A 25,667-nucleotide genomic window follows, 5' to 3' on the forward strand; every position below is an offset into this window, starting at 1 on the left:
GGGGCTCAAGCGTGCATGAACACGCACCAGCACCCCGCAACTACTTGGGGGGGGCTGGTGGTGGTCAAGGTAGCCGTGCAGACGCCGCGGCCAGGCGCCGGCCTGCTGCGGCGCAAGGCACGCAGGCTGGCGATGTGAAACGAATGACGTGAGGTTCATGAGCTTGCCTCCAACCGGCCAACACCGGCGGCGGCAAGTCACGGCGGAGCATCAGGCTCTGGCGCGGCTTGCCCGACCAGGGTGTCGGGACCGGTGTTCCGGTTCAAGTGCCTGACCCGGCCATTCGGCAGAGGTCAGGCAGCGACGAGATACTGTGTCCATTGAATTCTTCAGTGAAGGGAAAAAAGGCCCCGTGCTCGGGGCGGTCGAACTTTATTCAAGCGTAGTATCGAAGTCAACCCGCAAGGGGAACTTTAAATAAGTTTAACCTTATCTTAATGTTCCACGCAGGCGCAGCGCCTCAAACCTTGAACCGCCCCACCAACGCCGTCATCTCCCCCACCAGCCCCGACAACGCCTTGCTCGCCTCGCTGGTCTGCTGCGCACCCGCCGCGGAATGGTTCGACAGTTCGCGGATGTTCAGCAAGTTGCGGTCTACTTCCCGCGCCACCTGAGCCTGCTCTTCGGCCGCACTGGCAATGACCAGATTGCGCTCGTTGATTTCGCCGATCGCACTGTAGATGCCCTCCAGCACTTGCCCCGAGGCCAGGGTCACGTCCAGTGTCGACTGGGCGCGGTTGGTGCTGGCCTGCATGGAAGCCACCGCAGCCTCGGTCCCCGCCTGCACGCTGCCGATCATCTGCTCGATTTCCTGGGTCGATTGTTGCGTGCGATAGGCCAGTGTGCGCACCTCATCCGCCACCACCGCAAAGCCGCGCCCGGCCTCACCGGCACGGGCCGCCTCGATGGCAGCATTGAGCGCCAGCAGGTTGGTCTGCTCGGACACCGAGCGGATCACTTCCAGCACCTTGCCGATGTCCCGCACCTGCCCCACCAACTGCTGCAGGTGCGCACTGCTGGTCTGGATCTCGCGGGTCATCGCTTCGGTGCCGTCGATGTTTTCGCTGACTTGCCGGCGGCTTTGCGCGGCCAGCTGGTTGGATTCACTGGTGGTTTGCGAGGTGGTGATCGCGTTGCGCGCCACCTCCTCCACTGCCGTGGTCATTTCGGTCACGGCAGTCGCGGCCTGCTCCAGCTCCTGCCCCTGCTGACGCAGGTTGTTGGCGCTTTCCTCGGTGACCGCGTTCAACGCCGAGGCGGCGGCGTCCAACTGCCGGGCACAGTTGTTGATCTGCCCCAGAGTGTCGCGCTGGCTCTGCTGCATGCGCTGCAGCTCATGGAACAGTTGGCCGATTTCGTTGTTGCCCTGCCCTTGCACCGGCACGCTCAGGTCGCCACTGGCAATGCGCCGGAAATGCCCACCGGCTTCACGCAGGGGGTGCAACACACGCTGGGCAATGAACGCCCAGCACAGCACCGCCAGCACCACGGTCATGCCCAGCAGGCACAGGCTCAGCAATTGCGCCCGGGCCAGACGCCGGTCGGACTCGAGCATGATTTGCTGGCCACGTTCGCTCAGTGTGGTCACCAGCTGCTGGCGCAGGGTTTGCAACCGCCCCATGGCATTACCGGCATCGCTGTTGACCTTGAAATACTGCTCCAGGGAACGCTGGCGGGTCGCTTCACGCTGCCCCGCCACCGCCTTGGCGTATTCGGCAAAGGTAGCCTGCAGCTCGGTTGCCAGCACGCGAAGGGCGGGTTCACGGGCGTTTTCGACAAATTCGTCGACCAGCGTCTGGCTCTTGTTGTTCAGCTCCACCGACAGCGCCATGCGCTTGCCTGCACTCTCGTCATGGCCACCCAACTGCTCGATAAAGCCCGAAGACACGTTGGCGCTGGAGCGAATCGCCATCAGCAACGCATTGTTCAACCGGTCCGACTGGTGCGCAGTCTGGTCCAGTTCAGTGATCTGCTGGTCGCTACCCACGGCAGCCCACCAGGCACTGGCCGTCGAGAACAGCAGGGTCAGGCTGAACAGCGACAACACCCAGAACATTCCGGTGCGAATTTTCAGGTTGGCAAGCATGCGGGCAGTACTCCTTGTTGGCACCACTTCTGATCGAAGATTCGAGGGTGGGTGTGCTGCTATCGGAGGTGCTGGCGCAGGCTTGAGGCGCCGTGATGCGGTTATGTGCGGTAACCGAACGGAATGCGTTGAGACCCAGAGGCTTCGCGACCCTTGGGGGCGTAACCCTCTTGCACAAATCCTGAGGCCAGCGCGATCACTGTGTGAGCGGGCTTGCCCACGAGCACGGACGAAGCCCGTGCCATCCCCTGTCGCGACAGAAGGCCGTGCCTACAGCCACCGCGCCTTGCCAATCGCTTTCGCGGCGTCTGCCAGGCGTTGGGTCGCCTGCCGGATCTCATCCGCATCCAGCGAAGCAAACCCCAGGCGCAAGGCATTCTCGGCATGGCCAAACGGTGAAAACTGTCGCCCACTGCGCACCACCAGGTCCCGTTCCAGCGCTTTGTCGACCAACTGATCCACGTTGATCTCATCGGCAAACCTCACCCACAGCGCCAGGCCACCTTCTGGCGCCTGCACGCTGATCTGTTCGCCGAACGCATCGCGCAAACACCCCAACAAAGTCTCGCGCCGGCGCCGGTACTCGCGGTTGACCCGGCGCAGGTGCTTCTTCAGTTCGCCATCATTGATCAGGTCCGCCAACATCTGCTGCATGACTGCATCGCCCTGCCCCAGGGTCAACATCGCCCTGCGTTCCAGCACGGTTGTCACTTCCACCGGTGCCACGATATAGCTGCAACGGAACGTGCTGCCCAAAGGCTTGGACAGTGAGCCAATGTAAATCACGTGCCGCTGCTGGCGGTCGCTGGCCAACGGCAGATAAGGCCGCCCGGCAAAGTGGTATTCGTAGTCGTAATCTTCTTCGACCACGCAAAAGGCATGCTGGCGCGCCAGCTCCAGCAGCTGTTGCCTGCGCCCGGCTGGCAGGCTGACCGTGGTCGGGAACTGGTGATGGGGTGTTATGTACATCATCCGCACCTTGTGCTGCCGGCACAGGGCATCTAGCTGATCGACCCGGCACCCCTCATGGTCCAGCTCCACAGTCACCAGGCGGGCACCCAGCTGACGGAAGATCTCCCAGGCGGGGGGGTAACTCAGGCGCTCGACCAGCACAACGTCACCCGGCTTGAGCAACACACTGGCCACCAGGGACAGCGACATCTGCACCCCCTGGGTCAGGCAGATATGCTCGGCGCCAACGTTCAGGCTGCGATTGTGCCGCAGCATGTCGGCCAAGGCGCTGCGCAGATTGCGGCTGCTGCACTCGCTGCCGTGGCGCACGCTATTGCTGCTGAAGCTGCTGCGCAAGGCATTGCGGTAATAGCGGTGCAGTACAGCCTGCGGTAGCAGGCGGTGGTCACAGGCGCCGTTGTCGAAGAACAAGGCCCCTGGCCGCCCTTGCTGGGCTACAGCCTGTTCGTTCGCCTTGAAGTAGGCAACGGCAGGTTCCTCTGGCAGCGCCAGGGCAAAAGGCCGCACGGCACCGCAAACGGCCGCTGTGCCAGGCGCCAGCTGCTGGCTGACAAAGGTGCCCCGGCGTTGCACGCTTTGCAGCCAGCCTTTGGTTTCGGCTTCCTCATAAGCAAGGATCACGGTCTTGCGATTGACGTTCAGCAGTTGCGCCATCTCCCGCGTGCCCGGCAACGGCGTACCAGGGCGCAGGCGACCCTCGCTGATTGCGGCCACCAACCCTTCGACGATCTGCCGGTACGAAGCTTGTGCCCCATCGAGTTTGAGCAGTGGCTGCCATTTACGAAGCTGGACCATATGAAATATCCAAAACTGGAGGTTCTGCTGGTCCTGGACTATAGCAACAATCGAACCTCCATTTGCCCCGAGGTGCTCATGCAAAGCCGCCACGTCATTGAAATTTCGCCCTCGGGCAAAACCTTCGAAGCCAGCCAGGAGCTGCTGCTCGACGCCATGCTCGCCAGCGGCCTGCCGGTACCCTTCTCCTGCCGCCGCGGCGCCTGCGGCTCGTGCAAGGTCAAGGTGGTGTCGGGGCAGCATCAGGACAAGCAGCGGGATGCGGACACGCCGCCGCCTTCCTACCCCTTGGCCGCCGACGAGATGTTGCTGTGCCAGAGCCACGCCTGCAGCGACATGCGCCTGGAAATACCCGGCTGGTCACTGGACGCACCCGCACTGGAAACCCAGGCACAGGTGGTTGGCAAGCGCGCGCTGAGCGCAGATATCGTCGAGCTGGTGTTGCAACCTGCTCAGCCGCTGGAGGTGCGGGCGGGCCAGTACATGCGGTTTCAGTTGGACAACGGCGACAGCCGCTGTTTCTCCATTGCCAACCTGCCTGCCCAGGCACAAGGGCAACTGGTGTTTCACATCCGCAAGGTCAGCGGCGGCCTGTTCACTGAAGGTTTGCTGCCCACCCTGCAAGCAGGTGCAACGGTAAAGCTCGAAGGCCCGCTGGGCGCCTGTACCTGGCAGCACGATGACCAACGCCCGCTGATCCTTTTCGCCACCGGCACAGGTTACGCCGGCATCAAGCCGCTGTTGCTGACAGCCTTGGCCGGCGATGCCGACGTCACGCTGTATTGGGGCGGCTCTTCGCCGGCGGATTTCTATGATCGCGAATTTCTCGACGTGTCCAGCCGTGCGCACCCGCACTTTCGCTGGCAACCGGTGCTCTCGGCCCAGGCACGTATACAGCAGGTGGCGCTCAGCCAGACACATCGCTGGCACGAAGCCCAAGTCTATGCCTGTGGCAATGCCACGATGATCACCCAGGCCCGCGAACAATGCCTTGCAGCAGGGGTAAAGCCCCATCGCTTTGTCGCCGAGGCCTTTGTCGCCAGCGGCGCACTGACAACGCAGGCTTCCTCAGCCAACCCGCTGCACCCTGAGCTGGAAAAGGTCGGCCCACGTTATTCGCTGGACGGCATGCTCGCTGCCCGCGAGCAGTCGGTGCGGGCCGTGGCCGCCATTGCCAGCCAACTGCAAGTCGGCATGACCACCGCCCAGGCACTGGAGATGGCCGCGCATACCCTGCAGGCGATGGGCGCCTCACACACCTGGCACCCCACCTACATCCGTTTTGGTGACGATACCGTGCGTACGCCACGGCAAGGCATTGACCTTCAACGCGTGTTACGTACCACGGACATCGTCGTTGTCGACGTTGGCCCGGTTTGGGATGGCTATGAAGGTGACTATGGCGATACCTTCGTGTTTGGCCAGCACGCCCTGCACCACGCCTGCGTAAAGGCACTGCATGAAGTGTTCGACGAGACCCGTCAGGCCTGGGGCCGCGGGTTGACCGGACGTGAACTGTATGACTTCGCCGAGCGCAGTGCCCAGGCCAAAGGTTGGCAGCTGGAGCGCAACTTGGCCGGGCATCGCATCGCCGACTTCCCGCATGTGTTGTATAGCCAGGACAAGCTGGCCGAGGTGGAGATTGTCCCGAGCGAGGTGGTGTGGGTGCTGGAGATACAACTGTGCCACCCTACCGAACCTGTCGGGGCATTCTTCGAAGACATCCTGATTGGCGAACGCAAGCCGGGCGCTGCCAGGGCAGCTTGATACCGCATCAGCCCTTGAACCCGTAACAGGTTAAAGTGGGCAGCAGAAGGACACCCGACAAGGACGATTACCATGCAAGTACGCACGCTCACCCCTGACGACCTCCCCCAGGCCTGCGCCTTGTGCATGGATACCTTCATGCAGGCAGTTGCGCCCACGCTGTCGGCGCAAGGTATCGAGACCTTTACCCAGGTGTCAGCACCCCAGGCGTTTGCCGAGCGTATGCAAGGTGGCAACCTTATGCTGGCGTGTTTTGTCGAAGGTGCTATCGCGGGGCTGATCGAGCTCAAGGAAGGCCGCCACGTTGCGATGCTGTTCATTGCACCAGGCCTGCAACGTCAGGGTATAGGCAAGCGCCTGATGAACGCAGCACTGGAGCATGCCAGCGCTGAGGTGGTGACGGTAAAGGCATCACTGTCTTCTGTACCCGCCTACCAACGCTACGGCTTCACCCTGGCAGGCGACGTGGGTGAGTTTGCCGGGCTGGTGTATCAGCCGATGGAAAAGCGCCTGCCGACCCAGCCAGCGTAGGAGCAACCTGGAGTCGCGACAGGGCCGCAAAGCGGCCCTGGCAATACTCTGTCTCAGCGCGTAGCTGGCAGAAATCCGCTCGCGAGGCACCCGCCGACCCCGAACCGACCAAGGGTGTGGCGGCTTGTCAACCCGCCATCAACCGTTGCCGCTTCAGGCGCCGAGCGAACACAGCACGCTTTGCAGCTTGTCTCGGGTGGTATTCGTGCACGCCTGCATGGGCTCGCGCAGCTCGTCTGCAATCAGGCTTTGCAGCTGCAACGCCGCCTTGACCACGGCCGGGTTGGGCTCGGCAAAGGCCACTTTGATCCAGGGCAGCAACTGGTAGAACGTACCACGCGCGGCGGCCCAATCACCGCTGTCAACCTGCTGCACCATGCGTACGTAAAGGTCGGCGCGCACATGTGCGGAGGCTGAAATGGCCCCTGCCCCACCCAGGCACAGGTTATTGAAGATCTGCAGGTCTTCACCGGCCAGCACCTGGGCGTGGCCGTCCTCGATCAGGGCCATGGTCGTCTCGCTGTCACCACCACAGTCTTTCACCGCTGCAATGCGTGGATGGCGCACGATACGGCGCAGGGTTTCACGTTCGATGCGTACGCCAGTGCGGTAGGGAATGTCGTAGACGATCACTGGCACGCTGGCGGCATCCGCCACGGTGGCGAAGAAGGCTTCGATGCCAGCCTGCGAAGGGCGGATATAGCAAGGTGCGGGAACCAGCAGTCCGCCAATGTCACGTTGCTGGATTTCAGCCTGGAAGGCCAGCAACTCACCCAGATTGTAACCTGACAGGCCCATCACCACCCTGCCAGGCTCCACCCAGGCCAGCACGGCATCCAGCACTGCCAGTTGCTCGGCCTTGGACAACGCCGCTGCCTCACCCGTGGTACCGCACACCACAAAACCGGCCACACCGTCTTCGAGCAGCTTCTTCACCAGCTTTTCCAGGCCTGGGAAGTCGATTTCATTGGCGCGCATTGGCGTGACGAGGGCGATCCAGATACCACGGAAATTCGACATGCAAAAACTCCTGATGTTGACCGAAAGTCAGCGTCAGCAGGGCGAAGAGTGGAAGTGGTGGCAGGGATACCTGGCGCCTTCTGTCTCGTCAGCCCACCTGACGAGACAGCGCGCCTCGGTCAGATGAGCGGCTGTTTCTTGGATTTCTTGGCAACGGCAACGCACGCGTCTGCCTGAGCGATGAAGCCCGAAGCGGAAATGGCGTGGTTGGATGTGGACATGCTGGCAAGCCCGTTGCGTAGGTATGGCTGGATAATGGTGGGGCGGCGTGCCTGGTGTCAACCCTTGGCCCGCATCGCCCCGTGCAGGCGCGCCCCTTGCAACGCAGCGATTGCCGTCACCGCCACTCGCTGTAAGGCTCCAGCGGTGTCACCGGCAGGGCCAGGTTGCCTCGCCACGGTTCGAACAGGTAGCGCAGGTAGAGCATGCCATGGCTAGGCGCATAGTCATCGCTGTGCTGCCAGTCGAAGCCGCCGCCCAGTACCCACTGGTCACTCAGGCGCCGTTCGAACAGACCGCGCAGGCGGTAGCCCAACCCGCTGCTGTCGCTGGCTTCGGTCATCGCATCGATGTTGGAATCGACGCCATAATTCGCCAGTACCTTGCGGTTGATGTGCGCGTCCGGGTACAAGCGGCTACTGCCACTATGAGCCTGAGACCAACTGACGGAACCTTCCAGCAGCAGCGACCAGTCGTAGTTGCGCCAGGCATAACTGACCGGCACGCCCACCGAACTGTAGCGCTGCGGGCTGCAGTAACCGCCCTGCCCCAGGCTGTAGTCCTTGTCATGGCGCCAGTGCATCAGCGTCACGCCAACACGGACACGCTCGTCGGCCTTTTCCACCACGCGGTGGTAAAAGCCGGCCATGGCCCGGGTCCGCTGGTTGTCGGCCACGTTTTCGCCGTACAGCCAATGGTGCCCCAGGCTGGCCCACACCCCGTTGTCGCCACCTTGGTCCCAGCTCAGGCCGAGCGTGGCGCCATTGGCAGTGACCCCGCCCCAGCGCACGCCCGTCGGGCGGTCGCGTGCGCCGGCGAACGACAGCAATGAATTGCTCATCGGCCGGCGCGAGGCGGTCAGCGACCAGCCAACCTGCCCGAGGTCACCTGTGCAGGCAGTTGCGCCGCCGTGTCGCTGCGGGGTGGCTGCGGTAGGTTGCGGTCGAGGAAAGCCGGAGTGGCCAGGCTGTCGACACCGGCAAGCACCTCCTGGCTGATGAACAGCTCTTTCCATGACAGCTGGAAGATGTGGTCAAGCGCCTGCTCGACCCCTTCCGAGCGGCAAGCGAACAGGAACAGGAACAGCACCTCGCCAACCACGCAGGCAATGTCGCCATCACGGCGGAATACCGTACGCGAGCAAGCCTGCAGCGGGGTCAGGCCGGGCGCCGGACGCAACACCAGCAACTGGTGGACGATTTCGCCGTTGCGCACCCCGTGCCACATGCTTTGCACAGCCTCGGCGAACGCCCGTGGCGCTACCAACCCACAGATGGCCAGCGGCCGCAGGCGTGCCAGCAAGGCATCGAAGTCGGTTGGCAGGTGTCGACGCCAGACGTAACCCTGGATGCTCTCGACCATGGTCAGGAAGCGTGACAAGCTGGCACCGAACGGCACGATCTGGCTGGCACCACAAGCCAGCAGCAACTGTTCGTCTTGATAACGCAGGGTCGGCGCCATTTCGCGCACCACCAGCTTCAAGGCGTTGCCACGCGACTGCCGCAGGTGGTGCAGTTGGCGCGCCAGGCTATCCAGACGCTGCCCACCGTCCATGGCAAAGATCACCGTGGCAGACACCGCCCGGCTGGCTTTGCCCCCCAGTTCCTCAAAGCTTTCGCAGACCTGCCAGTGTTCAGAGAAGGCTGGCGCGCCTTCCAGTACTGGGCGCTGGGCCAGGCACAGCAACTCGTCGCCACCGGTGTCGCTGGGTGCCTGAGGCGTGGCAGCAACGGCAAACCCCGCGCTCAGCCGAGTCAGCTCCATGTCCCGGGTGGCTGCTTTGCCAAGCGGGTTGCTCCAGAAATGCTGCAGGTAGCGCACCCCACCTTTGCCGCGGTACACCTGCCCCAGGCCGTCGAGGCACTGGTTGAAAACGCGCAGGCGCTCGACCAAGGCGGTGCTCTGTCCCCCACTGACGACCAGCAGCAACGCCGCTTCAGCCAACAACGCCGGGCGCAGCGCATTGCACCAGTGCTCGACTTCGGTATCCGCCCAGGCGTGTGCCGGTGCCAGCAGCACCAGCACACGCCCACGGGCATCAAGACGAGGCAGGTCTTCAACCAGATAACGGGTGGCTTGCGAGTTGGCCTCATACAACGCGAGCTCGGCCGGGCCGCGCGTTGCGTCGAGCGCACCCAGCACGTCATCCATGGCTTGCGCATCGGCGATCAGGGCTGCCCTGGCATTATCGGGCATGCCTTCGACCACCTGGCGGCATAGCAAGGAGGCGTCTTCGGCGGCGTCACAGGCTAACCAGTACAGTCCTTGTTGATGAAGCTGGCTGCTCTCGACGCTCAGGCCGGAAATCGCCAACAACTGCATTCCATTAGTCAAAACACTGGCTCTACAAAAGGTAAATTGAAACGGTTTGAAGGCGGAATGTGTCACATCCTCTGCTGACGCCTTATGACTCATGTCAAAAAAACGACGAAAAGGATACCGAGCACAAAGTCGCGTCAATTATACAGCATCAGGGCAGCATGAAATCAATCTGAAATGTAATGAGTTGCAAAGGTTTGTTAACAAACACCCCAAGGCCGACCTTTTCCGGGTTAAAAACAAAAGTCGGCAAAGGCAAGCCGGCAGGGCATTGGCCAGGCAAAAACCGTTTTCCGGAGACAAGCATGCTGCGTATCTTTGAACGTCGGCTCGACCCCTTCCCACCCGACGAAGTACCACCGCCGCCCGTTGGCCTGTTGCGCTTCATGTGGGCTTGTACCCGCGGCGCCCGTGGCTACATTCTGGCGCTGGCACTGCTCAGTGCCGGGGTGTCGATATACGAAGCCTGGCTGTTCGCGTTCCTCGGCCAGGTGGTCGACCTGCTCGCGTCCTGGCAGGCAGGCGGTACTGTTGGCCCCGAGGAAAGCCGTGTGCTGTGGGGTATCGGCATCGTCCTGCTGGTCAGCATCGGGCTGGTGGCGCTGCGCACCATGGTTCAGCACCAGGTGCTGGCGATCAACCTGCCGCTGCGGCTGCGTTGGGACTTTCACCGCCTGATGTTGCGCCAAAGCTTGTCGTTCTTTTCTGACGAGTTTTCTGGCCGGGTCACAACCAAGGTGATGCAGACGGCACTGGCAGTGCGCGATGTGCTGTTCACCCTTATCGAAATCCTGCCGGGGATTGGCGTGTATTTCATCGCGATCATTGCCCTGGCCGGCGGCTTTGCCCTGAAACTGATGCTGCCCTTCATTGCCTGGGTCGTGCTGTTCGGCTTGGCCATGCTGTACTTCGTACCCCGGCTGGGCAAAGTCGGGCAGGAGCAGGCCAATGCCCGATCGTCGATGACCGGCCGGGTTTCTGACGCTTACACCAACATCACCACGGTGAAACTGTTTTCGCACTCCAACCGCGAAGCGCACTTTGCGCGCGCAGCCATGGAAGACTTCAAGCAGACCGGTTTTCGCCAGATGCGCCTGGTGAGCCAGTTCGAAATCGTCAACCAGGCGCTGGTGGTGGGCTTGATCTTTGGTGCCGGTGGCTATGCACTGTGGCTGTGGCACCAGGGCCAGGTCGGCACCGGGGCCGTGGCGGCAATCACCGCCATGGCCTTGCGCGTCAACGGCATGTCGCACTGGATCATGTGGGAAATTACCTCGCTGTTCGAAAACATCGGCACCGTGCAGGACGGTATGGCCACCCTCACCCGCGGCCCCAAGGTACAGGATGCGCCGGGTGCTGCAGAGCTGGTCACCACGGGTGGCGCGGTGAGTTTCGACAAGGTCAGCTTCAACTACAACGGCGAGCGCCAGGTGCTCAATGAGCTGACGCTGCACATTCGTCCAGGCGAAAAAGTCGGCTTGGTCGGCCGCTCCGGCGCCGGTAAATCCACCTTGATCAACCTGCTGCTGCGCTTCTACGACGTGGATAAGGGGGAAATACGCATCGACGGGCAGAACGTCGCCAAGGTCACGCAAGACAGCCTGCGCAGCGCCATCGGCATGGTCACTCAGGACACCTCGCTGTTGCACCGTTCGATTCGCGACAACATTGCCTATGGCCGCCCCGATGCTACCGAAGCACAGATCCGTGCTGCTGCGGCCAATGCCCAGGCCGACGGTTTCATCAGCCAGCTCAGTGACCGCCAGGGCAACAGCGGTTATGACACCCTGGTGGGTGAACGCGGTATCAAGCTGTCTGGCGGCCAACGCCAGCGCATTGCAATTGCCCGGGTGATGCTGAAGAACGCACCGATCCTGCTGCTTGACGAAGCCACCAGCGCGCTGGACTCGGAGGTGGAAGTGGCCATTCAGGAGAGCCTGGATGAGATGATGCAGGGCAAGACCGTTATCGCCATCGCCCACCGGTTGTCGACGATCGCCGCCATGGACCGGCTGATCGTGATGGATGAAGGGCGCATCATCGAGCAAGGCACCCATGCCGAACTGTTGGCAAAACAGGGTACCTATGCACGGTTGTGGCAGCACCAGAGTGGCGGGTTCCTGGGTGAGGATCGGGGCGTGGCCGAGGCTGTGGAGTAAGCAGAGGCCGGGGGCAGCCAGCGCATACCCAGGCTTCGAAAGCCTGCCCAGTCAATGCATTGCGCCCCTGACGATGTTCATAGTCGCTGCTCATCCGATAGCGCCGCCTGCACCCCATTGGCTGGCTGTTGCAATAAGCCTCGGGGCAAGCGGAAGCCTTTGAACGGTTGCTGGGTAATAGGATTGAAGGCTTTTTCAGCGTTAAGCCGATAGCGCATCACGCCATCTCCGGTCCGGAAGCTCAGGTCCACGCTGGTCGCCGTCCGGCCATTGAGCGCGCCGCGGCTGAGCAAGCGGAACATCGACCACGGGCCACGGTACTCCAGGCTGCTGCTGTTGCCATTTTGCCTTAGCAAGGTGAGATTGCTACGGACCTGCTGCCCCAGGGTATTGGGCCAGACAATACCCGTGATATGGCTTGGGCCATGGGTGTAGGCAATCAACTGGCCATCCAGGTCCAGCAGGCTGGTACGCTGGTTCGCACTGAGCCCCAAGGGCTCGATGCTGAACTGCACACTCAGCTGGCCACGCTGATCGAAGAAGGTTTCGCGGATGCGCTCCGCCAGCTCGAGCTGCTCGATCACGTCGGCACGAATCAGGGATTGCCCGTGCTGAGCGGACTGCAAAGCCTCAAGGTTGTCCTTCAGGAAAACCTTGAGATACCGATCATTAAACTGCTGCAGGCGCCCTTTCGGCCCGAAGAACGCCTCGAAGTCATCCAAAGAAGCATCGGGTGCCTTCACCACAAAGGGGTAGCGGCCTGCCAGGCGTTGCTGGAAAAAACTGTACACGTCAGCATCCCAACGTCGCTCCAGTTCGCGCAGTGCTTCGACGTTCAGCACCTGGGCAGTCTGGTCGGCGAGCTTTCTGATCTGGTGGCTGATAGGCTCCGGTAAACCTGTGGCAACACGTTGCAGGGTGCCGATCGGGTCCTGCCCTGTCATCGCAAAGCGCTGATGCACGGCTTGCAACGCGGCCTTGCCGCGGTCCGGGCTTTCCTGTACGGCCTTGGCGTAGTCCAGCACGGCCGCAACAGCGCCGAGGGTTTCATCGTAGTAGCTCGGCTTTTCTCCTGTCGCCTGCAGCATGGCGCCCAGGCCTGCAAACGCCCGCTGGATAGCCAACGCTTGTTGCTCGGGTTTTCCGGTTGCTACCCGCAGCGTACTCAGCTCACCCGGTGATTCAACAACTGCTGGAGACGCAAGCGAGGTGTTATCCCTGACCGTATCCAGCAGCCGTTGCAACGGTGCTGCGGGGCCGGTCAACTGCTCCAGGATCGCGACACCATGGTCCAGATCACGGAAGTCAGCCACCGTAAACGCGTTCAGGGCGCGCCGCCAGCTGTCAATGTAATCGGCGCTGTAGAGGTTATACAGCCGCTCGGTCAATGCATCGCGGTCGACGTCCGAATAGTCGAGTTGACTGCGCTCCCCCAATGCCCATTGATCAACCATCGCCATTTCAGCGAAGCGTTGGCTGTGCGGCTCGAAGTAATCCCTGAAGCCCTTGGCGGTGAGCATGCCGGCCAGCCTTACATCCTCCCCCCCTTGCCTTGACCCGGAAGACGGCTGGTACACCACATCGAACGCAGGCCCTACCTGGTGGCGCAGGTCCAGCCCGGCGTGCACCTGCTCGTACGATTGTTGTTTCAGCCCAGCGTAGACCCGCTGTGGCAACGGCAATTTGCGCAACGCCTGCTGCACTTCGCTGACCCGCTGGCGGTACTGCGGCAAATCGGTATCGGCATAGGCCAAGGCGTACTTCAGATGCTGCATGAGGTCACGCTGCAACTGACCCTGGCCAGGAAAGGCCCGTTGCCACTGACGGGCCATCCAGTCCTCGACCCATTCTGGCCGGCGGCTATTGCGGTCCTCGATCATCCGGTAAACCCTGAGCGCGGCCATTTGTTGCTCACTGCCAGGGGGTGCAGCGTTCATGGCATCGATCACACCACTGGCCAAGGCCGGCAAGAAACGTTTCGACAACAAGCTGAGGTACGCCTCATCAACCAAGGGACCAATGTTGCGCCCTTGATACAAGCCAAAATCGGCAACCACCGGCCAGGCCGCACGATAGTCGCCAAACACCGCCACCGCATCGCGAATCTGGTCCAGTGGCGCCAGCAGGTTGCGCCCGGTCGGATCAAGACGCATATCGACTTCGTGACCGCCGTACTCCTGGCTTTTGGCGAGCACACTGGCAGCCTTGGCGCCATTGATCTCGGCGTAACGCTGCCAGCTGGCAATGGCGATACTGAACGCCAGGATGCCCACACCAGAGCCCACCCACAACAAGTGGCGCTTGCTGCGCGCTACCCGAACATTGTCGCCCGCCAGCCCGGCTTCCTGGTAAATAACCCGCCTGAATGCTTGCTGGATGAAATAGACCAACGCCTTCCCCTGTGCTTTACCTTCACGCAGGGGTAGCTTCGTCGTGTAGGGCTGAGCCGCTTCACGGACAAAGGCATTGCGCATGTCGCCTTGCTGTACCACTGACGACCAGTACACACCACGCACCAAGGGTGGCGTGGTGAACCGGTCACTCGCCAGGGTTTCGCGCAAGAATGCCTGCAGTATGGGGCGCAACCCAATCAGCTGTGCATGCAGTGAGAACAGGCGTCCGCACGGTGCTGTCTTGCCCAGTACATCCAGCCGATCGATGACCTGCTCATGCAATTGGGTGAGAAGCCGCCCGTAGTGCTCGTCATACTCATCCAGCCAGGCGTCGAACGCGTCAACCGCATCCAGCTTGAAGGTGAACCCCAACAGGCTTTCACGCTTGGCGGCCGGAAGCTGGCTGTAGAACTGGTCGAAGCCGTCCAGCAGATCGAATTTGGTCAGTACCACGTACAGCGGCAGGCGCGCGCCCAATTGACTGCTCACTTCGTACAGGCGTGTGCGCAACCCATGGGCCAGCGCGACCCGCTGCTCGGGCTTGCCATGCAGCAGCGCCGGCAGGTCGACCACCAGCAACACACCATTGAGCGCCCGCTGGCTTCGCTTACGCTGCAGCCAGCCCAACAGGTGCTCCCATAACCGGGCCTGGATGCCGGGCGGCGCGGAGGCATTGGTGGGGTCGTTGGCCGCCGAGCCCACCGGTGGTTTTTGACTGATGAAAACGCCGGGCGGGTCGATGATCACGGCATCGTCGCTGACCCACCAGCCTACCGGATAGGCCAGTGCTTCAGCCTGTCGGCCCCGTGCCTGGGCCTGGTCGATACGCGTCAGGGTAAAGCGCTGATCGGTGCGGTCGATGAAGCTGCTTTTACCGGACTGTTCGTCGCCCAACACCAGGTACCAAGGCAGCCGGTACAACGCGCGTCGCCCACCGGCATTGTCGAGATACCGCTCAAGCCCCTGGCTCAAGGCCCGCTCTTGCGCCTGCACGAACGGTAGCGCGACATCCTGTTCGGCGGCCAGTGCCTGCCGGCGCTCCGCTTGCAGGCGGCGAAAGCGCGTGCGCAGCACCCCAAGCCAGCACAGAAGCGGCACCAGCACGAGCACCAGGCTTGCCACGCTGCGATGAGCCACACTTGCCAGCGGCTGCTGCTCCCGCCACGTCCATTGCGGGCCAAGCCACCAGATAGCGACCAGCATCAGCAAGGCGCCAAGCCCTAGCAGCAGCGGCAGCGCCAGGCCAATGCGCGTTACCCACGGCCAGCCCCAACGTTTGAGTTGCGTCCATATTTGATTCATCGAGGCTCCTGATCCTTGTCTTGAACTGCCAGCACTGGGGATGCCGCATACTGCTGAAGCCGCTGAAACACCTCGGGCTCCCACGCACTGGCGGTGGTTTGCTGCATGGTTCGGGCAACGTTGGCGCACAGGTCCTGGGCCAGCCAGGACACACCCCGCGCGGCCAGCAGATCAGCTGCAATCACGGTGGTGTGGCAGCGCTCACGGGGAGCACGAAAGCCCGCTTGCAGCCCTTGCAGCCGAAGGAGCAGCGGTTCTACGCCACCGGTTTCCAGCTGGCTGACCAACTCCTCGCGCAAGCCGCTGAACTCCTGGGGGGTTGCACCTTGGCCAGACGGCCCTTGCGTGCCCTTGAGCCAGGCCAGGCACTGGTCGTCGACAAATACCAGCCCGTCGCTGAAGCACAACTGCTGCAGCGACGGCATGCGCTGTACAAACCGGGCGGTGGCACAACGGATGGCTTCGGCCACCTCGCACATCGCCAGCTGTGTGGCGACGGTCGCAGCCAGAAAGCTGCCACGAATCCAGAAGGGGCAAGCCGTCAGGCTCTTTTCAATACGCTGCAGCAAGGCGGGATCAACCGCCTTACTGGCAATGGCCTCTTCATAGACCCGCGTGATGTCCAGCGGCACCGCCATCAATTCCGTACGGTTGCCCTGCCTGACCTGGGGAGCAATCTGAATGTGCGCCCACAAACCGAAACGCCGTAACTGATAGCCGGTAGCGTCGTAAGGGTCCTGCTGGTTGATGAGCTCGGCCATGGACAGCACGGCCCGCCGTGTCTCACGCTCATTGCCCATCGACATGCGTGACACGGGTGTGGCGATGACATCGGCCAACGGCGCAGGCTTCTCGGTTGCAGCCGGCGCTTTGGGCACAGCAGCCTCGCCAACACCGTTGGCAAGTTCCGAGTACTTGCCTAGCAGGCGCTCAAGTTCGCCCAGTGCTGCCGTGTCCAGCTGCACCGTTTCCTGTTGTTGCAGGCGTTTCAAGGCAGCCTGCGCTGCCGCTGCGTGGGTCGGGGTGTAGGTAAAACGATCAAGACGCGGTAGCGCCTCGGCCAAGCGATCGATCACCAGGGCAACCAGCTTGCGTTTGCCCAGGAAGCCTTTCGGTCCTGGCTTGGGATGAGCGGCTTCCCAATAGCACTCGAGCATGCCGGCCAGCAACGCCAAGGTGCATCCCCACTGCTCCCAGCAGCCGCTACGCAACCATGCGGCACTCAGGTGCGCAACGATCCGCAAGTGCTTGCATTGCTGGCTCAGGTACTGACGGGACGCGTCTTCGATGTAGACCCAGTCGATCGAGGCTTCCTGCAGCCCACCCAGCTTGACCATCTCCTGATCAATGGCCTGATAGGTTTCGTCCTCGACATCGAACAGGCCAGCCGGAACTGCCGGATCAATCGGCGCGAGCAACCGAGTGACCTCTTCCCTGGATACCTGCGCTACCACCGACATGTGCTTCGCGCCCGGCTGATCAAGGGGTCCAGGCCTTGCGCATCGAAGGTCAGCCCGTCGACCTCGCCGTGATCACTCACAACCTCGATACGCTGGGCACCGATCAGCTTCCTGATCTGCTCGATGGCGGGCAGGCCCCGCCCGGCATCGAGCACTTGGCCGTTCTCCATCACTTGCCAGGGCGTCTCACGGGTAGACCAGCCCTCCCCGCTCAGGCGTACCTTGACCCAGCTTGCTTCGATCGGACGCCTGGCAATCAGTTGCAGCCGGGAGATGGCCTGTATGCAACTGATTGCCATGTAGGCACGTTCATCACCCGATGCGATGGCGGGCGCCGAAATCACAAGCGCTGGTGCGCCTGCCCCGTCCTGAGGCTGGCTCCCGATGCGAAACGTCAGGTCATCCGGTGCCCGTTCAGCTTCATTTGCCATCACACGCAACACCGTGGGGGCCTGCTGCTCCGGTGCAGACCACTGCCGTTTTGGCGTGTACGCCGGGGTGCCAGCAGCCTGATCGAAACAGGCCAGTCGCTCGACGTTGGACACGATCCGGGGACAGTCCCGCGTGGAGCCTGCCAGCACCGGCTGCAGACAAAACAGCAACGAGAGACCAGCGCCATATGCACAGCGGTTAATCATCCTGAATTTACTCTCGGCGGTTGCAGGAGCTGAGTGCAACACGGTTATTGAATTGAAACCGGAGCATCATGCCGCATTGCCATGGCATTTTGCATGACCTCTCCCATCACCTCGATGGGGCATTTGAAGTCGAAGCGCTTGCGCGGTCGCATGTTCAGTTGCAGCGCAATGGCGTCCAGCTCCTCCTGGCTATGTACCGACAGGTCTGTGCCCTTGGGCAAGTACTGGCGAATCAGGCCGTTGATGTTTTCGTTGCTGCCGCGCTGCCAGGGGCTGTGCGGGTCGCAGAAGTAGATCGCCACGCCGGTTCTTTGGGTGATCTCGGCGTGTCGCGCCATCTCCCGGCCCTGGTCGTAAGTCATGCTCTTGCGCATCTCCAGCGGCATGCTATTGAGCGCGGCGCTGAAGCCTTCCAGCGCCGAAGTCGCCGTTGCGTCGTTCATCTTCACCAACATCAGGTAGCCACTGGTGCGTTCCACCAGCGTACCGACGGACGAGGCGTTGGCCTTACCCTTGATGAGGTCGCCTTCCCAATGCCCCGGCATCAGCCTGTCTTCAATCTCCGGCGGGCGCACATGAATACTGACCATCTCGGGGATCTGGCCGCGCCGATCCACGCCACCAGAGCGCGGCCGGCGCGTCGTCTTGCCTTGGCGCAGACAGATGATCAGCTCCTTACGCAGCTCACCCACTGGCAGGGCATAGATCGCGTTGTAGATCGTCTCGCGACAGACGTAGGCATCTCGCAGGTTGGGTATGTTCATGCTGCGCAGCTTGCCGGCAATCTGCTCGGGAGACAAACGCTCACGCAGCATATGGGTCACCAGTTCGAAGCGCTCGCTACCCGGCAACAGTTTTCGCATCGGTCGACAAACCTGGCGGCGGGCCTGCATTTGCTGCTGAGCCAGACGGGCCGAGTAGCCACCGCAAGCACCTCGGTTACGGCGCAGCTCACGGCTGATGGTCGAAGGGGATCGGTTGATCAAGCAGGCAATCCTGCGCAGGCTGAAGCCTTGGGTACGACCGATTTGAATGGTGGCGCGCTCTTCAACGCTGAGTTCGGTATAAGACATAGGGGCAGCACCGTACCGGAAAGGTCAGGTGTTGCACTCAGTTTTTGCCGCCGCCCTCTGAATAGTACAAATGGCCTATATGACGCAAAGAACTTTCCTACAAATAGATAGCAATGCCCATGCACCCGCGCGACCAATTAAAACAAATCCAGCAGAAGCCTATTACACAGTACCGAATGCACACAAACAAATATTTCTTTACATCTTAAAGCTCGACCAAAGAGCACGCTTCCGTGCATCGTTTTCATAGGGAACGGACAAACAACCCAACCCATTAATCATATGTGGGAATCTTCCTACAAGACCGAGACAACAATAAACACAACTAGCACCTGAACATCCTACAGCCCAACAGGGAGTTGCGTACCGATGTCTAAAAATACGGGATCCGTTGCGCCGAAAGAACGCGTCAATATCAAGTATGTCCCCGCTACCAGCGATGAGCAGGCTGAGGTGGAGCTGCCGCACAAGATGCTGGTGCTGGGCGACTTCGGCCTGGATGACAACCGTGCGCTTGAGGACCGTCAGGTCATGCGCATCGATAAACATACATTCAACAGCGTGTTGAACGACGCCAACGTGAGCCTGGACGTAACGGTACCGTCCAGGCTTGGCACCGCCCCGGATACCGAGCTGGCCGTCCACCTGCAGTTCAGGTCCATCAACGATTTCGGGCCGGACCGGATCGCGCGCCAGGTGCCCGAGCTGAACAAGCTGCTGGCGCTGCGCGAAGCACTGGTCGCCCTGAAAGGCCCGCTGGGTAACGTCCCGGCCTTCCGCAAGCAATTGCAGCACCTGCTTAACAACGAGCAGGCGCGTAAGCAGCTCGCCCAAGAACTGGACCTGGTGCTCGAGGCGCCAGAACAAGATTGAGACAACGGAGCGTCCCCATGCCCAAGCCAAGCAGCACCGCCATCACCACAGACGCAACGGCCGACACATTGAGCAATGCCACCCTGCTCGACCAGATCATGGCAGAAACCAAACTGGTACCTGCCCAGGAGGGCTACCAGATTGCCAGGCAGGGCGTATCTGCCTTCATCACCGAAATACTCAAAAGCAATGACCCAGATCAACTGATCAACAAGCACCGAGCCGACCAGATGATTGCCGAGATCGACCGAATGCTCGGCAATCAGATGGATGCCATTCTGCATCAGCCTGAGTTCCAGCAGCTTGAATCATCATGGCGCAGCCTTAAACTTCTGGTCGACCGCACGGACTTCAGGGAGAACATCAAGCTTGAAGTCTTGCATGTCACGAAAGAGGACCTGCTCGACGACTTCGAAAATGCAGCTGACATTACCTGCAGCGGTATCTACAAGCATGTTTACACCGCGGGTTATGGCCAATTCGGGGGAGAGCCGGTTGCGGCCATGGTAGGCAACTACAACTTCGGCCCCTCTTCCCCTGACATCAAGTTGCTAAGTTACATGGCCTCCGTTGGCGCCATGTCCCATGCCCCTTTTCTTGCTGCACCTGCCCCCGAATTTTTCAATTTGAACAGCTTCGAGGAGCTGCCTAACCTCAAGGAAATAAAAGACCTCTTCGCCGGCCCTCGGCATGCCAAGTGGCGCGCTTTTCGTGAAAGCGAAGACGCCCGCCACGTCGCCCTGACCGGGCCGCGCTTCATGCTTCGCTCCGCTTACCACCCGCAGGAACAACCGATCGAGAGCTTCAACTACAACGAAGGCATCGCCGGGCAGCACGACAACTACCTGTGGGGCAATTCTGCTTTTCTGTTAGCCAGTTGCATCAACGACAGCTTCGCCCGCTACCGCTGGTGCCCGAATATCATCGGCCCCCAATCCGGCGGTGCTGTCGAAGACTTGCCGGTCCACCTGTACGAATCCCTGGGCCAGTTGCAGGCCAAGATTCCTACCGAGGTGCTGATATCCGACCGCAAGGAATTCGAACTGGCCGAAGAGGGCTTCATCGCCCTGACCATGCGCAAAGACAGCGACAACGCCGCGTTCTTCTCCGCCAACTCGGTACAAAAGCCCAAGCACTTCCCGAAAACCCCTGAGGGGCTTCAGGCACAGACCAACTACAAGCTGGGTACCCAGTTGCCCTACCTGTTCATCGTCAACCGGCTCGCCCACTACATCAAGGTGCTGCAGCGCGAGCAGATCGGCAGTTGGAAAGAGCGCCGTGACCTTGAGTCCGAGCTGAACAAATGGATCAAGCAGTACGTCGCCGACCAGGAGAACCCGTCTGCCGACGTTCGCAGCCGCCGGCCGCTGCGTGCCGCCCGTATTGAGGTCTCGGATGTTGCGGGTGACCCGGGCTGGTACCAGGTTTCGCTCGCCGTACGTCCGCACTTCAAGTACATGGGCGCGAACTTCGAGATTTCCCTGGTCGGGCGGCTCGATACGCAATGAGTGGTCTTTTTGATCGCCTGATGGTGGACCAGTGCACCCGCCGAGAGGCCTCCCGACGCGAGAGCGCTTCCCACAAGTTCGCCGCCATCAAGCGCCACCTCGAAACGCTACTGAATGCCCGCCAGGGGTGCTCCCAGAGCAGCCCTGAGTTGGGCCTGCGCGACTTCAACGGGCATGACGTGAGCAACGGCGACTTGCTTGTGCAGGTGAGCGCGGATATCCGCCGCACACTCCAGCGCTTCGAGCCGCGCATACAGGTACGCACGCTCAACGCAGTGCCCGATACCCATGCCCCGCTGGAGCTGCATTTCACGCTGGATTGCCTGGTACAGGTCAACAACCACGCAGAGCAGCTGCAACTCGAGCTGCTGGTCGATGGGCACAACCGCTACACGCGCGTGAGGTGACCCATGTCACTGAGAGACCGTTTCAGCGAAGAACTGCGTTACCTGCACGAACTGGGGAACGACTTTGCCAAGGACAACCCACAACTCGCGCGGTTGCTTGGCAAAGGTGCCAGCGACCCCGATGTCGAACGCCTGATGGAAGCCTTTGCGTTCCTGACCGCCAAGCTACGGCTGAAGCTGGAAGACGACTTGCCAGAGCTGACCCATCCCATGCTGCAGTTGCTCTGGCCGAACTACCTGCGGCCGCTGCCCAGCGCGACGATCATCAAGTTCAGCCCGGTGAGGCAATCCCTCAGCCAGTCACAGCGCATCCCAAAGGGGTCGCGGCTGTTCTCGAAACCGGTAGACGGCGTGGCCTGCGAGTTCCGCACCTGTACAGCGGTCAACATTCATCCGTTCGAGATCGACACGGTGGCAGCCACCCAGACATCCGACAGTTCTGTGATCTGCATCGGCCTTCAATCACTGGCCGAGCGGCCGTTGAACAGCCTGGGCTGTACCAGCCTCGACTTTTACCTCAGCGGCGATACTCGTACCGCCCGCACGCTTTACCTGTGGGTTTCCCAATACCTCAAGCATGTCAGCGTGACCATCAATGACGTGGTTCGTCGGCTGCCGGCAAACAGCATCGCATTCCCAGGGTTCAGCCCCAACGACGCCTTGCTGCCTTACCCACAGAACGTCTTTGATGGCTACCGGATCCTGCAGGAATACTTCGCATTCCCCCAACGCTTCCACTTTTTCAACGTTACTGGGCTTGAAAAGATCTGGCCAGCTCATGACAGCCAGCAGGTAAACCTCGAATTTCACTTCACGCGCCAGCTACCCGACTCGCTGCGTGTCGGCAAAGCAGATTTCAACCTGTTCTGCGCACCTGCGGTCAACCTGTTCCAGCACAGCGCCGAGCCCATCGACCTGTCCGGCAAGGACGCCATGGTTCCACTGAAGCCCAAGGGCACAGCGCCGCACGGCTACGAAATCTTCAGTGTCGACCAGGTGATCAGCACCCGAACGACGACTGACGGGAACACCGGTGAACACCTTCGGACCTTCCGTCCCTTCGAGTCATTCGCCCATGAAATCGAGCACGTCCAGGGGCGCACGGCGCTGTATTACCGCTGCCAGCTGGAAGAGTGCCTGCACGGCAATGGCGTCATGCATCGAATCGCCTTCGTCCGCGCCGACGCCAACAGCTACATAGGCGAGCTGGAAACCGCGTCCATCGACCTCACTTGCACTAATCGGGACCTCCCGCTGGCGCTGGGCATCGATGACATCAACGTTCTGACCGAACTTACGCCGCCTCTGGCCACCTACACCAATCTCTGTACACCCACCCGCCCCTGTCGCCCGGTGCTGGACGGCCAGTTGCAGTGGGCATTGATCTCCAACATGTCGCTCAACTACCTGTCCTTGCTCTCGGTAGAGCCGCTGAAAGCGGTGATCCGCGCCTACGACTTCATGGCCCTGCACGACATCCAGCAGGCCCGCACCACCCGTAAACGCCTGGAGGGTATGCGCGACATTCATACGCAGCCCATGGATTGGCTGATCAAGGGGCAACCCATTCGCGGCCTGCATACCCGGCTGAAACTGGACCAGACCGCCTTCCTCTGCGAAGGCGACTTGTACCTGTTCAGCTGTGTGCTCGCTCATTTCTTCGCCCTGTACGCCAGCATCAATTCCTTCCACCAGCTGGAAGTGATCAACACCACCAATAACGAGCACTACACATGGCCAATACAGACCGGCAAGCAACCGCTGATCTAGCCGACAAGCTGCTTTGCGAAGCGCACCAGTACAACTTCTTCCAGTTGCTGGAGCGGTTGCACGGGCTGCATGGCGATGACCTGGAACCCCGTTGGCCGGACAAGGCCACCCGGCGGCGCGTGCGCCTGGCCTGCGACCCACGGCTGACCTTCCCTGCTTCGGACGTGTACAAAGCCCAGCGGATGCCCGCTGAGGAAGCGCGCTACCGCATCATTGCCACATTCCTGGGGTTGCACGGCACCGATTCGCCATTGCCCACCTATTACTTGGAACAGGTGGCGTATGAACATGCGCATGGCATCGGTGTACGGCCGGCCTTCTTCGACTTTTTCAACCATTACCTGCTCAGCCTGTTGCACCGTATCTGGCGCAAGTACCGCTATTACATCCGCTTCCAGCCAGGTGCCAGTGACGGGTTCTCGCAGTACGTGTTTGCCCTGCTTGGGCTTAACGACAAGCAGTTGCGAGGGGACACGGCGCTGCCCTGGAGCCGCCTGCTCAGTTTTGCCGGTGTGATCGCCAGCCGCAGCCGTGCGCCGGGCACTGTGGCCGGCATCATTGCGCACTGCTTCGACCTCAAGCAGGTGCACATCCGCGAGTTCGAGACGCAATCAGTCGTCACGCCGTCCAGGCAGCTTGCAAGGCTGGGGCGGACCAACGGCCAGCTGGGCAGCACGTTCATGATCGGCAGCCGCACGCGCACTCGCAGCAGCAAGTTCACCATCGTGATCAGCGAACTCGACCAGACACAGCTGCGGGACTTGCTGCCCAGCGGCATCAACTTCGGCCGTTTGCGTGCACTGATCGACTTTCTGCTGCGTGACGGGCTGGCCTACGACCTGGAACTGCGCCTTAAGCAGAGCGCGTTGTCCCCCTTCTGCTTGCACCGCAGCCAGGGCGCATACCTGGGCTGGACCAGCTTCGTCGACGACCGGCATGGCCAGATCCGCCCGGTTGTACGCATCCGGGGGCGCTCATGAACACAGTCACCTTGAGCATCACCAACCTCGACCAACTGCAGCACGGCGTTACTGCTCGGCACCTGTTCGATTGCAAGGGCGGCACCATCGGCAGCGGGCGAGCAAACTGGCAGATCAATGACCGCGATCAGACCGTTGCGCCCATCCACTGCGAAATCCGCTGGATCGAAGGCAGCTTCTGCGTGATCGACCACTGCCACCGCACCTACCTCAATGGCAGTGCCAACAGCCTGGGGCCGCTTCCACCCAGACGCCTGGTTGAGGGTGACCAGCTTCTCATTGGTACCTATCGGCTACAGGTTCAGTACACCCAGGATCAGGCCTGCACGCGCTCGCTGGAGGACCTGTTCAACCCGGACCCGAGGGTGCTCGACCGCCTGATAGCGGAAGCGCCTGCACCCGCTTGGCCGGCACAGCCTTCTGCCCCCCAACCAGCCGTCGAGATCTCCTCGGTCTTCAAAGCAGCCATGGGGAATGACCCTCTGGCAGCGCTGGACGCAGCAGACGGTGAAGGGGCACTCCGAGAAAGCCCGCTGCAGCGCCTGATTGCCGGAGCATACCCATGAAGCCTCATCCACTTCTGCTCGCCACCCTGCTGCTTGCGCTGGTCGTGCCCACCGGCTGTACCTCTTTGAGCAGAATGAGCCAGGTGGCCATGGACCACTCGTTGCCCATCGGGCCGCCCAAGGATCACCCGACCGAGGTCGCATTCAGCATCAATGCCAGCCCTACCCTCAACGGCAATCCGAACAGCCTTGACGTCGCAGCCGAACAGGATAGCGCCCTGGAGCCCAGCCCCTACGCTGTAACCCTGAGTGCTGGCGACCCCTATGCGTTGACCGAAAAAATCGGGGTTCTGTTCGAATACCTGCAAGCGCAATTCCCGGCCATGTCCCCCGTCGAGCTGGACGAAGGAGACGAAAGCGACCCGGCGCGCTCGCCCCTGGAAGAAAGCGGCCCCGGCAGCTACGACGACCCTCAAGTGGCGTTGACCTTGCCGCGCACCACAAGCGTTGCCTCAGCGCTGGTCGCTACGCCCATTGCCATCACGATCCTGCAACTGCGCGACGACTCACTGCTGCGCAACACCGTGTACCAGCTACTGGAGCAGGACCCAGCCAAAGCGCTGCGCAGTACCTACATCCGCAGTGACGATTACCTGCTGCGCCCTGGCCAGTTCAAGTACATCCCGTTCGAGCCTATCCACGCCGAAACCCGCTTCGTCGCGGTGATTGCCGATTACCGAGGGCATGAAAACGCCAGTTGGCGGCAAGTTCTGCGCATTCCGCCGCGTGGCCGCCAGATCATGCTGTCGGTGCTGGTCAACGACACGCACATCGTGCTCAAGGAAGAAGACTGATGGCGCCTCAACACCCTTTGCCCTTCCTGCTTACT

General features: G+C 61.4%; 20 protein-coding genes and 1 pseudogene. 11 read left to right on the plus strand and 10 right to left on the minus strand.

Going from position 1 to position 25,667, the window contains the following annotated elements; translation table 11 throughout:
- The first annotated feature begins 15 nt into the window (after positions 1-15).
- Positions 16-138 (plus strand): hypothetical protein, encoded by a 123-nt coding sequence (locus AA098_RS29845; RefSeq protein WP_256544800.1) that lies wholly within the window; start codon positions 16-18, stop codon positions 136-138.
- 322 nt (positions 139-460) lie between these two features.
- Here the strand turns inward: AA098_RS29845 and AA098_RS16660 are convergent, their stop codons facing one another.
- Together AA098_RS16660 and AA098_RS16665 are read right to left on the minus strand one after the other, a co-directional pair.
- The gene (locus tag AA098_RS16660; protein WP_012052060.1) at positions 461-2,086 is read right to left on the minus strand and encodes a methyl-accepting chemotaxis protein; all 1,626 of its coding nucleotides are present in this window, start codon (positions 2,084-2,086) and stop codon (positions 461-463) included.
- A gap of 270 nt (positions 2,087-2,356) precedes the next feature.
- Positions 2,357-3,853 (minus strand): PLP-dependent aminotransferase family protein, encoded by a 1,497-nt coding sequence (locus AA098_RS16665; protein ID WP_047603015.1) that lies wholly within the window; start codon positions 3,851-3,853, stop codon positions 2,357-2,359.
- Here AA098_RS16665 and AA098_RS16670 point away from each other — a divergent pair, their 5' ends adjacent.
- Entirely contained in the window at positions 3,854-5,620 is a 1,767-nt protein-coding gene (locus tag AA098_RS16670; protein WP_060538218.1) for an NAD(P)H dependent flavin oxidoreductase family protein, read from the plus strand.
- Positions 5,621-5,692: 72 nt separating this feature from the next.
- Entirely contained in the window at positions 5,693-6,151 is a 459-nt protein-coding gene (locus AA098_RS16675) for a GNAT family N-acetyltransferase (RefSeq protein ID WP_004574226.1), read from the plus strand.
- A 153-nt stretch (positions 6,152-6,304) separates the two neighbouring features.
- Here AA098_RS16675 and dapA read toward each other — a convergent pair whose 3' ends face one another.
- From dapA to AA098_RS29550, 4 genes and pseudogenes are all read right to left on the minus strand, one after another.
- The gene (dapA, locus tag AA098_RS16680) at positions 6,305-7,171 is read right to left on the minus strand and encodes a 4-hydroxy-tetrahydrodipicolinate synthase (protein WP_003254155.1); all 867 of its coding nucleotides are present in this window, start codon (positions 7,169-7,171) and stop codon (positions 6,305-6,307) included.
- 337 nt (positions 7,172-7,508) lie between these two features.
- A pseudogene (locus AA098_RS16685) lies at positions 7,509-8,300 on the minus strand (cellulose synthase subunit BcsC-related outer membrane protein); the annotation flags it as partial.
- Positions 8,249-9,712, minus strand: a complete 1,464-nt coding sequence (locus AA098_RS16690; protein ID WP_064614790.1) for a BcsE family c-di-GMP-binding protein — start codon at positions 9,710-9,712, stop codon at positions 8,249-8,251. The pseudogene AA098_RS16685 and the gene AA098_RS16690, both read right to left, overlap by 52 nt.
- A 148-nt stretch (positions 9,713-9,860) precedes the next feature.
- Positions 9,861-10,016 (minus strand): hypothetical protein, encoded by a 156-nt coding sequence (locus tag AA098_RS29550; RefSeq protein WP_177342683.1) that lies wholly within the window; start codon positions 10,014-10,016, stop codon positions 9,861-9,863.
- Between AA098_RS29550 and AA098_RS16695 the strand changes: the two genes are divergently transcribed.
- Positions 10,015-11,868: an ABC transporter ATP-binding protein gene (locus tag AA098_RS16695; RefSeq protein ID WP_004574230.1), complete on the plus strand. Its 1,854-nt coding sequence runs from the start codon at positions 10,015-10,017 to the stop codon at positions 11,866-11,868. The two genes, AA098_RS29550 and AA098_RS16695, sit on opposite strands and share 2 nt — an antisense overlap.
- A 77-nt stretch (positions 11,869-11,945) precedes the next feature.
- On the opposite strand, the gene tssM is transcribed toward AA098_RS16695, so the two are convergent.
- The 4 genes from tssM to AA098_RS16715 are packed head-to-tail and all read right to left on the minus strand — an operon-like array spanning position 11,946 to position 18,734.
- Positions 11,946-15,563, minus strand: a complete 3,618-nt coding sequence (gene tssM / locus AA098_RS16700; RefSeq protein WP_054889526.1) for a type VI secretion system membrane subunit TssM — start codon at positions 15,561-15,563, stop codon at positions 11,946-11,948.
- Positions 15,560-17,023 (minus strand): type VI secretion system protein TssA, encoded by a 1,464-nt coding sequence (gene tssA / locus AA098_RS16705; protein ID WP_014859253.1) that lies wholly within the window; start codon positions 17,021-17,023, stop codon positions 15,560-15,562. Before tssA ends, tssM begins: the two co-directional genes overlap by 4 nt.
- The gene (gene vasI, locus AA098_RS16710; RefSeq protein ID WP_177331243.1) at positions 17,011-17,661 is read right to left on the minus strand and encodes a type VI secretion system-associated protein VasI; all 651 of its coding nucleotides are present in this window, start codon (positions 17,659-17,661) and stop codon (positions 17,011-17,013) included. The genes tssA and vasI overlap by 13 nt, the downstream gene beginning before the upstream one ends.
- Before the next feature lie 44 nt (positions 17,662-17,705).
- Positions 17,706-18,734, minus strand: a complete 1,029-nt coding sequence (locus tag AA098_RS16715; RefSeq protein ID WP_011911495.1) for an IS30-like element ISPsp7 family transposase — start codon at positions 18,732-18,734, stop codon at positions 17,706-17,708.
- Between the two features lie 369 nt (positions 18,735-19,103).
- Between AA098_RS16715 and tssB the strand changes: the two genes are divergently transcribed.
- From tssB to tssJ, 7 genes are read left to right on the plus strand one after another with little or no spacing between them, the layout of a single operon-like run.
- Positions 19,104-19,607 (plus strand): type VI secretion system contractile sheath small subunit, encoded by a 504-nt coding sequence (gene tssB / locus AA098_RS16720; RefSeq protein ID WP_033725935.1) that lies wholly within the window; start codon positions 19,104-19,106, stop codon positions 19,605-19,607.
- 17 nt (positions 19,608-19,624) lie between these two features.
- Positions 19,625-21,115 carry a type VI secretion system contractile sheath large subunit gene (gene tssC, locus AA098_RS16725; protein ID WP_003254167.1) on the plus strand — a complete coding sequence of 497 codons (1,491 nt, stop codon included), beginning with the start codon at positions 19,625-19,627 and terminating at the stop codon, positions 21,113-21,115.
- Positions 21,112-21,522, plus strand: a complete 411-nt coding sequence (tssE, locus tag AA098_RS16730; protein WP_060538223.1) for a type VI secretion system baseplate subunit TssE — start codon at positions 21,112-21,114, stop codon at positions 21,520-21,522. Before tssC ends, tssE begins: the two co-directional genes overlap by 4 nt.
- A 3-nt stretch (positions 21,523-21,525) precedes the next feature.
- Entirely contained in the window at positions 21,526-23,292 is a 1,767-nt protein-coding gene (gene tssF / locus AA098_RS16735) for a type VI secretion system baseplate subunit TssF (RefSeq protein WP_060538224.1), read from the plus strand.
- The gene (gene tssG / locus AA098_RS16740; protein ID WP_060538225.1) at positions 23,256-24,272 is read left to right on the plus strand and encodes a type VI secretion system baseplate subunit TssG; all 1,017 of its coding nucleotides are present in this window, start codon (positions 23,256-23,258) and stop codon (positions 24,270-24,272) included. The genes tssF and tssG overlap by 37 nt, the downstream gene beginning before the upstream one ends.
- Complete coding sequence (locus AA098_RS16745) at positions 24,269-24,838, plus strand: FHA domain-containing protein (protein WP_003254171.1); 570 nt, start codon at positions 24,269-24,271, stop codon at positions 24,836-24,838. Before tssG ends, AA098_RS16745 begins: the two co-directional genes overlap by 4 nt.
- The gene (tssJ, locus tag AA098_RS16750) at positions 24,835-25,632 is read left to right on the plus strand and encodes a type VI secretion system lipoprotein TssJ (protein WP_014753483.1); all 798 of its coding nucleotides are present in this window, start codon (positions 24,835-24,837) and stop codon (positions 25,630-25,632) included. Before AA098_RS16745 ends, tssJ begins: the two co-directional genes overlap by 4 nt.
- Positions 25,633-25,667: the final 35 nt, after the last annotated feature.

Origin of the sequence: Pseudomonas sp. JY-Q, from assembly GCF_001655295.1 — a bacterium.
Taxonomy (GTDB): Bacteria; Pseudomonadota; Gammaproteobacteria; order Pseudomonadales; family Pseudomonadaceae; genus Aquipseudomonas; species Aquipseudomonas alloputida.